Origin of the sequence: Caballeronia arationis, assembly GCF_001544975.2 — a bacterium.
GTDB classification, from domain to species: Bacteria; Pseudomonadota; Gammaproteobacteria; order Burkholderiales; family Burkholderiaceae; genus Caballeronia; species Caballeronia arationis.
Map to the genome: position 1 here is coordinate 1 of NZ_FCOG02000198.1, position 8199 is coordinate 8199.

10 protein-coding genes and 1 pseudogene are annotated in these 8199 nt (G+C 59.8%); 4 read left to right on the plus strand and 7 right to left on the minus strand.

Going from position 1 to position 8199, the window contains the following annotated elements:
- A partial coding sequence (locus AWB81_RS47630) for a hypothetical protein (protein ID WP_235026136.1) occupies positions 1–187 on the plus strand: 187 nt, incomplete at its 5' end.
- A gap of 166 nt (positions 188–353) precedes the next feature.
- Here AWB81_RS47630 and AWB81_RS38620 read toward each other — a convergent pair.
- The 6 genes and pseudogenes from AWB81_RS38620 to bufA1 form a co-directional block, all read right to left on the minus strand.
- On the minus strand, positions 354–1373 hold the full coding sequence (locus AWB81_RS38620) for an IS110 family RNA-guided transposase (RefSeq protein ID WP_062643425.1): 1020 nt from the start codon (positions 1371–1373) through the stop codon (positions 354–356).
- A gap of 477 nt (positions 1374–1850) precedes the next feature.
- Positions 1851–2483, minus strand: a pseudogene (locus AWB81_RS38625) (TolC family protein); the annotation flags it as partial.
- Between the two features lie 122 nt (positions 2484–2605).
- Positions 2606–3070, minus strand: coding sequence for a DoxX family protein (locus AWB81_RS38630; protein ID WP_062643410.1), 465 nt, complete (start codon positions 3068–3070; stop codon positions 2606–2608).
- The gene (locus AWB81_RS38635) at positions 3067–3882 is read right to left on the minus strand and encodes an HvfC/BufC N-terminal domain-containing protein (RefSeq protein ID WP_062643412.1); all 816 of its coding nucleotides are present in this window, start codon (positions 3880–3882) and stop codon (positions 3067–3069) included. The genes AWB81_RS38630 and AWB81_RS38635 overlap by 4 nt, the downstream gene beginning before the upstream one ends.
- On the minus strand, positions 3854–4744 hold the full coding sequence (bufB, locus tag AWB81_RS38640; protein ID WP_062643414.1) for an MNIO family bufferin maturase: 891 nt from the start codon (positions 4742–4744) through the stop codon (positions 3854–3856). Before bufB ends, AWB81_RS38635 begins: the two co-directional genes overlap by 29 nt.
- Before the next feature lie 13 nt (positions 4745–4757).
- On the minus strand, positions 4758–5090 hold the full coding sequence (gene bufA1 / locus AWB81_RS38645) for a BufA1 family periplasmic bufferin-type metallophore (protein ID WP_062643417.1): 333 nt from the start codon (positions 5088–5090) through the stop codon (positions 4758–4760).
- A 161-nt stretch (positions 5091–5251) separates the two neighbouring features.
- On the opposite strand from bufA1, the gene AWB81_RS38650 reads away from it, so the two are divergent.
- From AWB81_RS38650 to AWB81_RS49215, 3 genes are all read left to right on the plus strand, one after another.
- The gene (locus AWB81_RS38650) at positions 5252–5881 is read left to right on the plus strand and encodes a sigma-70 family RNA polymerase sigma factor (RefSeq protein WP_235026137.1); all 630 of its coding nucleotides are present in this window, start codon (positions 5252–5254) and stop codon (positions 5879–5881) included.
- Positions 5878–6534 (plus strand): NrsF family protein, encoded by a 657-nt coding sequence (locus AWB81_RS38655; protein WP_062643421.1) that lies wholly within the window; start codon positions 5878–5880, stop codon positions 6532–6534. The genes AWB81_RS38650 and AWB81_RS38655 overlap by 4 nt, the downstream gene beginning before the upstream one ends.
- A 113-nt stretch (positions 6535–6647) precedes the next feature.
- Positions 6648–6875 (plus strand): mercuric transporter MerT family protein, encoded by a 228-nt coding sequence (locus AWB81_RS49215; protein ID WP_425266599.1) that lies wholly within the window; start codon positions 6648–6650, stop codon positions 6873–6875.
- 103 nt (positions 6876–6978) lie between these two features.
- Here AWB81_RS49215 and AWB81_RS38665 read toward each other — a convergent pair whose 3' ends face one another.
- Positions 6979–7689, minus strand: coding sequence for a potassium channel family protein (locus AWB81_RS38665; RefSeq protein WP_062643423.1), 711 nt, complete (start codon positions 7687–7689; stop codon positions 6979–6981).
- Between the last annotated feature and the right edge of the window lie 510 nt (positions 7690–8199).

An 8199-nucleotide genomic window follows, 5' to 3' on the forward strand; every position in this document is an offset into this window, starting at 1 on the left:
CATGGATCCTGTGCTGGCTCACGCCGCGCTCAAGCAGCGTGAATATATCGCGCTTTGTAGATGCTGCTTCAAGACATTCTATATGAACGCGCCCCTTGAACAAACGCTCATAGGCTCTGACATGACAGGATCGGTTGCAGCTCTATATCCGGGCTTATTGCAGCGGCTAAGCTGCGGCCCACTATGAAATCCGCTGACCCACGCCTCATTCACTCCGCGAGCTCAAGGCTCTTCATGTCTTTCAGGCTTGGCGGGCCACGGTCCTACCTGTTTGTCATCACATACGATCGCCTGTGCAACCTTCGAAGCTCGTACTACATTAACTGTTGGTCTCCGGGTATGAACGCAGTGGCTTACGCCGGCTTCGCGCTCAGATAGTCCTTTTGATAAGGCCTGTTATGGGCCAGCAGCGCCCAGATCGTACGCGCCATCTTGTTGGCTAGCGCGACGGTTACTACGTTCGGCGGTCGTCGTTTGCTGATCTGATCGACCCACGGCCCAGGGTCCTTCGCATGGGTCAGAACGCTGCGCGCGCCATGAATCAGCAATTTGCGCAGATACGCGTCGCCCATCTTGCTGATACCGTGCAAGTGGACCTTGCCGCCAGAACCGGTTTGCCTCGGCACAAGACCTGCCCAAGCGGCGAATTCGCGTCCAGACCGGAAAGCCTTGGGATCGCCCATCATTGCGACCGCTGCCGTCGCCGTCAGCAGTCCAACGCCCGGGATCTCGCTGATTGCCTTTACCGCTGGGTCGTCCTTCTTCCACTCTCGCATTCGCCGTTCGATTCCGGCTATCTGTTCGTCCAATGCAATCAGCCCGTTCCACTGTTCGCGCATCGTATCGACGAGTACAGCCGGCAGTCGCTCAGCGACTCGGGAAAGCACTTCCGGCATCGCCTTATCCAGGGCGGTTCGTCCTTTACCCATCACCTCACCATATTCGGTCAGGAGACCGCGCAATGCGTTGATTTGCATCGTGCGAAACTTTACAAGCTGCTCGCGCATCCGGTGCAGTGCCAGCACAGCTTGCTGCATTTCGGTTTTGATCGCTACCGGCTTGCTGGGCTGCTGCACTGCCAGCCAGATCGCTCGGGCATCTGCAGCATCGTTTTTGCTGCAGATGTTGAACGCCTTAACGAATTCGGCGGGCATCAGCATCACCTGATGGCCAATCTTCGTGAGCCGCCGGGCCCAGTGATGTGCACCGCCGCACGCTTCCATCCCAATAAGGCAAGGAGCCCGGTTTCCGAAGAACTCGAGACACTTCGACCGTTTGATCTGCTTATTCACGATTTCGCCAGAGTCCTGGTCAACGAAATGCACCTGAAAGACCATCTTCGCGATATCGACACCCACGACCGTGCTGTTCATCTTGGGATCCTCCGCTTGTCGGGAACGCTCGCATTCTCCACCCATTGGCGCATCGATGTTGCTCGCATGGAACTCCATGTTTCCTTGTGCAGGTCACGGGTGGGGCGCGTTCATTTCAATTCACTCCCTTGTCTCCTTCTTCTCTGAAGGAGACGACAATAAATGTCCTGCAGCACCGCTAGGGACCGCTCAGCCGGCGATCGTTACCTGGGGGATTTCGAGGTGACCATACATGGGGGAATTTGACCGACCGCCGGGGATTTGCGTTGCCAGCAGGCTTTCTTCAACACCCGGCTGGGAGGCCGTGAGCCAGTTCGCCCACCCGTTCTGCGTGACATCCATCTTCGAGCCAACGGACGCTTCCTGGGTCAGGTTGGCCTGGTTCTTCGTCGAACCGGCAATCGTCTGCATGACATTGACCGAGTTCAACGAGCCGCCATTCTGCAAAACGGTGGTGCCATTGCCGACGGGGGTTCCCGCGTCGACATCGGGTCCGGAGTTTTCGCCGACTAAGCGGCGCTTCGTCACCATTGCGACGACCTGTCGTTGGGCCTCGGCTTTGCGCGACAGGAATGCAGCGAACTGGCGGGCGGCGTACAGCGAAATTAGCCCGTCACGCACCTGTGTGCGCACCTTCCACGCCTCATTGCCGAGGGCGAGGCGCGCGGCTTTTGACAGGTGCGAAGCTTGGTCGATCCGATAGCCGCGCTTGTGCGCGGTCTCGATCGGAATGTCGAGCGCGGGCCCCGCGATACATGGCGCACCCGGTCCCGGGTTCGGCGTCGCGTACTGGAACGGCAGTTGCAGCACCGGGTTCGGAATTGCGCCCGCGACATCGATGCCCGCTTTGGCGGTGCCCCATTGGGCACGTGCGATATCGAGCGCCGGGCTGTAGTAAGCCGCGAGCGTAAGCATCTCGCGGTTCCAGCGCGGCAACAGCCATGGATCGATATCGTGCCCGGACTGCCGCGCGAGGTACGCGTGCAAATCGGCACTCGCAAGCGACCTGTCTTCGAAGTGTTGGGCCAATTGCGTCGGCGCGATGAGCTGCGGGTGGTAAGTCGCGCATCCCGTCAGCATGACGCAGACGAGCAGCAACGGTCGGCGCATAGCAACATCCAAGGGTTGGCCATCTGTCGAGATGGCGGCAGACGTGGATACTACGCAAGGGGTCGTGAAGTTTTCGTCAAGAAGACGTCAATTCTTTGTGAAGTCGGCCCGTCTTTGGCGAATTAGCCGATCCAGCGCTTTCGTAACCAATGGTCGACGGACCAGGTTCCGGCACCGCGGCATAGCAGCACCAGCAGCATGGCAACCCACTGGATATGGGTAGGCCACGCTTGGGGGTAGACAAATATTTCGATGACAGTTGTCATTCCCAGCAGTACGAACGCAACCGGCCGGGTTGCGAGGCCGAGTATCAGCAGCACCGGCGTTGTCAACTCGATCGACACTGCCATGTAGGCGGCAAGCTCCGGCGGTAGAAGCGGTACTTTGTATTCGTCGCGAAACAGGTCGAGGGCGGTCTCCCAGTTCGCCAGTTTGGTCATCGCGGAGTTCCAGAAAACGACGGCCACCGCAATCCGTAACGGGATGGCGAGGAGCGCGTAAGGCACACGATCGAGCCATCTGACGAGACGCTCGATTCGACCGGCCTTGACCGGTGACGGGGTGACGGATTGGTGAGAGCGTGTCATGCGCCAGTCCTCCGAAACTCGTTAGCAAGCGCCCTGGGAACTACGCCAACATCCGCAAGGCATCCGTGCGCCAGGGACGTGGCGAGCACGGTGTGTGCGTCGTCGCATGGCGCGTCTTCCAATGCTGCGAAGAACGACTTACCCGAAAACAAGGCCGCTGCAAAGTGCCATTCGCACTCGCCGAGACGCATCACCTCGATACCGTTCTGCGTTCGGTGAACCAGTAACCAGACGGGGTCCTCCGCGACATCGACCGCGGCCATAGCGCGGTCATCGCGCTCCAGTACCGCACGCCAAATGACGTCAGTCGGGAATTCACATCGCAGCAGGCGTACCGCAGGGTGAGACTGGAAACTCAGTTGCGCCAGCTCGGCGTCGCTCAGCGCTGCGAGGCGGGCGATGTCGAGGGGCGGAGTGTCCGGTGCGTGCAGGACAAGGTTGACCTGCCATTCCAGACGCGCGACGTCAGCAAGATAAGGCACTGACGCCGCTTGCGGTAGCCGCTTCAGAAAGTCCGGGAATTCCGCGCCGTACTCATCCAGCCACGCGTTGCGTGGCGGAGCCTGCGCCACGAATAACGACGCAACTCCTTCAAAAAAATCCGGGCCGACGAGCTGCTGCACGGCCGGGAAGGCTAGGCGCAGAGCTATTCCGAGCACACTTGCAAAAGTGTTGCGGTAAATGCCGAGCCGCGCTCCGGTGTTCAGGCCGTCTGCCACGATCCAGGCAGACGCCTCTTCGTCGACGCCTTCAAGCAGGCTTCGTTGCATCGTGCGCTGTAGTTCACGCAGCGTAGGCGCGGGTGGATTCATGACGCTGCCTTTCGAGTGCCGCTTCGGCGAGAGCGGCTTCTTCCATCAGGGTTTTGATCGGCGGCACGCCGGTATCCCATTCGATCAGAGTCGGGACTGGCCCGAAACGCTTGAGCGCCTCGCGATAGAGCGCCCAGACTTCCGGCGCAACACGTGAGCCGTGATCGTCGATGCGCAACATCTGCCCGTGATCAAGTTGCCGGACGCTGTGCCCGGCAAGATGGATTTCGCCGATCGCAGCTGGTGGCAGCGCACCTAGGTAGGTCATCGCGTCCCAGCCGTGATTGCAGGCACTGACGTAGATGTTGTTGACGTCGCACAGAATCCCGCAACCCGTGCGCTGCGCAACCTGGGCCAGGAATTCCCACTCGGGAATCGTCGAGTGACTGAAGCGCAGATAGGTCGACGGGTTCTCCAACAGGATGCGCCGCCTGAGACAAGCCTGCACTTCATCGACATGTCGGCAAACAACGCTCAACGCCTCTTCGGTCATCGGCAGCGGCAACAGGTCGGCCAGATACGTGCCACCGGCGACGCTCCAGGACAAGTGTTCGGAAACGAGGCCGGGGTCGACCCGCTCGACCACGCCGCGCACGCGAGCCAGATGCGCAGCGTCGAGTCCGTCGGCGCTTCCGAGGGACAGTCCGACGCCGTGCAACGAAATGGGATAGTCGCGGCGAATCGCGTCCAGGTATTGAGGTGCGCTGCCGCCACCCATGTAGTTCTCGGTATGCACCTCAAACCAGGCCACTGTGGGTCGCCTGTCGAGCACCGGCTGATGATGGCGAAAGCGCAGCCCGATGCCGGTGTTCACCGGAATCGGGCTGGAAGCCTGCTGCGCGTGACGCACTGGAATGCTCATCGCGGGTATCGGCTCAGCTTGCCTGCAGCTTGCCGCCCTGAATCTTCGAGCAGTCACCCGCCGGCAGCAGCACGAACGACTTCGTATCGCGAGCCTGGGTCGCCTGGCCGGCACACGAGTGGGCGCCCTCGGCACAGTCGTTCTTCGCGACCGAATTGACGCCGTAGCACTTTTCCAGCTTGTTCTTCTGCATCCGCATCATGTTGTCCTGGACGGCCTGCGGCATCTTACTCATGTCCTTCATCTCCTGCGCCTGTCCCGGTAACGCCTGCATCGCAAGCGCGAGACCGATCGCGGCGGAGAGGGTCGAAGCGGCCAGTAGCGGCTTACCCAGTTGCTTGCTCATTTTGCATCCTCCTGAGGTTGGGGTCGCATAATCGCGACCTGCAGGAAGATTCGCCGGCGACGGGCAAAGGTTACGCCGCTCGCAAAATTTATTTTTCACGAAAGCGTCCGCCCGGCGTGCAGAATTCGTACATGTCCTCCAGAACGCACCGCCCTGGCCCAATGCAGAGTATCGTACGCAATGCTCAGGATGCGGCTCAGGCTGATCATCCTCCCGAAACGTCGGACACGCGCCCCGACGGTACCCTCGACTGGTCTATCCTGATGGCTCACTCGCAAGCGGGCGACCGGGCTGCGTACCGGCGCCTGCTCGAAGCGATCACGCCGTATTTACGGGTGATCGCGGCCCGCCGCATCGGTAACCGGAGCGACGTCGAGGATACGGTGCAGGACATTCTTCTGACCATCCATACGGTGCGCCACACATACGATCCCGCGCGCCCGTTTGGCCCCTGGCTCGTCACGATTGCGAACCGGCGCGTCGCCGACGGGCTGCGGCGCCAGGGACGTCTCGGTGCCCATGAGGCGCCGTTGGATCCAGAATATGAAACCTTTCATGCTGCTGAAACGAATCTGCAGGAAGAGGCGGCGGACGCCAGTATGCTGCGTGACGCCGTTGAGCACTTGCCGGCTGCACAACGGGACGCGATACGCATGCTGAAACTTGAGGAAATGTCCCTTAAGGAAGCGGCAGCTGCAAGCGGCATGTCGATCGCAGCGCTGAAAGTGGCAACGCATCGAGCGCTGAAGAATCTGCGCAGGTTGATCGGAAAGCGGGATGGCCAGTCATGAAGTCAACGTCCGACCTGATCGATTCGCTGGTTGCCGACGCAAAACCGGTGCGGCGCCTGCGATCGCCCGTGATGCGCGCCCTGTGCTGGCTGCTGTTTGCGGCGCTGCTGTTGACGCTGGTTGTGCTCGTGCATGGCGTGCGGCCCGATCTCATGGTCAAGCTACACCAGCCGAGCTTTGTCGTTGGCGTGGTGGCGGCTCTGACCACCGCCGTGCTCGCCTCGATCGCATCGTTCACGGCGAGCGTGCCAGGCCGGTCGCGAGGGTGGTTGCTGCTACCGGCGCCTGCGGCGGTGGCGTGGATGTCCACGATTGGCTACGGATGCCTCACAAACTGGATCAGCATCGGACCTGACGGAATGTCGCCGGGCGAAACCGCGCGCTGCTTTGCGACATTCGCGATCACCGGAATTCCGCTGTCGCTGGTGATGCTCATCATGCTGCGGTACGTGGCGCGTCTGTCGCCGAACTCCGTTGTGATGACAGGAAGTCTTGCTGTTGCCTCCATGACGGCGGTTGCCCTGTCACTGTTTCATCCGTTGGACGCGACAGTCATGGTCCTGATGTGGAATTTTGGCGTTGCAGCGGTCCTGATGGTCCTGAGCGGCCTGTACGGGCAGCGGCTGTTTGGCTGGGTTGCGCCACGGGGATGAGACGGTCTGACGAAGGCTGTGGGTAAATGTGCGCTTGCCGTCGGCACCGGCAACGTTGACGACACCACGGAATTCGGACACGTACCTGGGCAAACAGCATCAAGGAGATGGACATGGCACAGCTCACTGGAAAAGGCTCACTGATCACGGGCGTGCTAGCCGCCATCGGTGCGTCGGTGTGCTGTGTTGCACCGCTCGTGCTGCTGGCGCTCGGCATCGGCGGCATGTGGATGAGGGGCTTCAGCCCAACGATAAGTGGCAGGACCGGTACTTTTCCGGATCCGACCGAACGACGCCCGACGCCGAGCTGGATTCTGCCTTACGGCCAAGCCGTAAGATAGCCTCAGATTGAGATGACCTGACTTGGGGCGCACAAGCTTCTTCCCGGGTCGGGCTGCTCGCGCATCGGCACTGCAGAGTCGTCAGCTCGTATCCGAACGGATCTTAATAGTCCTCCCGAAAATCGACACCACCGTTGTCCCCCGATCTTTCTCTTGGCGGATATACGCCAGCAAGCCGTGCTATAAGAATGGCAAGGAACAATGCACCGACAATCTGTTCGATCACGCAGATCCCGCGTGCCTGACGACTCAGTGGCGATATATCTCCGAATCCGGTACTGGTCAGCACCGTGAAGCTGAAATAGACAAGATCATAGAAAGCGATCGACGACGGCTGTCCAAAGAGCGCGAACGAACCAGCATAGAAATGGGCGACAAGCGCGTACAGAAATGCCCAGAAGACACCGAGAAGCAAATATGCTGACGCGGCGCCGAACAGCTTGTCGGCCGTCATGACCTCCCGCCGAAACACATAGTTCAGCAGGTATCCAATCGTTGTGGCGTATAGCAAAGCACCGAACCCCCATGCCTTCGCGACCGCGTGCGGATCTGCACCAGATACTGCGATCCACTGATACGTAAGCGCCGGGCCGGCGAGCAGCATCGCGAGCACAAATGACGTCGTTGTGCGGCCAACCGACGCTACGGCTGCGACGATGATGAAGCCGTTGACGCAATTGATCGCGAAATGACCGATCGGGGTCGCCTCAATGAATGGTGCCGCGCAGAGAAAGAGCATCAGCACCAAGAAGAGATAAAAACAGCGTTGAAAGAATATTCTTCCAACAAGCCTGCCCGCATTCCTGATCACCATAGCGCAATTCTCTGAGATTAGAAATGCTCGTTCACCACGGAGGCGGCAGCCTTGACGGATGCCTCGAGTAGCCCCATCCCCAATGGCACCGACGTGCCTTGCCGTAAGCATAAGGTGACGCAGTCTCGACCGCTACCGGAAATGTCCACCGCATCCGTTACACGGGCCCAAAAGGCCGGACATAGCTTACCGCATTGCCCCACGCGACACGGATCTTCCCTAGCATAGAGCCTGTGAGCCCCGCGATAAAGTTGACTTCACTACCTCGGAACTGAAGGACTGGCCGTGACGGAAATCGCGGCTTTCGCGAGCGCTGCGCCGAGGGTCGGCTTGCTGCTGGACGAACTCGAACGGATCTTGACGCCAGTCTTGATGGATCCGGCGCTCTCTACCACTACAGCCGTAGTTATTTTTTCCTATACTACGTTAGTACAACTACTTTGTATAGGACTATGAAAGAGATTGCTAAAGCATGGGAACGTGAACTGGATGAATTGCATGAGAGACTGG

Bases quoted from the DNA above. Each gene is read 5' to 3' on its own strand.
- AWB81_RS38655 (WP_062643421.1), top strand. From the start codon at position 5,878: ATGAAGTCAACGTCCGACCTGATCGATTCGCTGGTTGCCGACGCAAAA.
- AWB81_RS49215 (WP_425266599.1), top strand. From the start codon at position 6,648: ATGGCACAGCTCACTGGAAAAGGCTCACTGATCACGGGCGTGCTAGCC.
- AWB81_RS38620 (WP_062643425.1), bottom strand. From the start codon at position 1,373: ATGAACAGCACGGTCGTGGGTGTCGATATCGCGAAGATGGTCTTTCAG.
- AWB81_RS38630 (WP_062643410.1), bottom strand. From the start codon at position 3,070: ATGACACGCTCTCACCAATCCGTCACCCCGTCACCGGTCAAGGCCGGT.
- bufA1 (WP_062643417.1), bottom strand. From the start codon at position 5,090: ATGAGCAAGCAACTGGGTAAGCCGCTACTGGCCGCTTCGACCCTCTCC.
- AWB81_RS38635 (WP_062643412.1), bottom strand. From the start codon at position 3,882: ATGAATCCACCCGCGCCTACGCTGCGTGAACTACAGCGCACGATGCAA.
- AWB81_RS38650 (WP_235026137.1), top strand. From the start codon at position 5,252: ATGCAGAGTATCGTACGCAATGCTCAGGATGCGGCTCAGGCTGATCAT.
- AWB81_RS38665 (WP_062643423.1), bottom strand. From the start codon at position 7,689: ATGGTGATCAGGAATGCGGGCAGGCTTGTTGGAAGAATATTCTTTCAA.
- bufB (WP_062643414.1), bottom strand. From the start codon at position 4,744: ATGAGCATTCCAGTGCGTCACGCGCAGCAGGCTTCCAGCCCGATTCCG.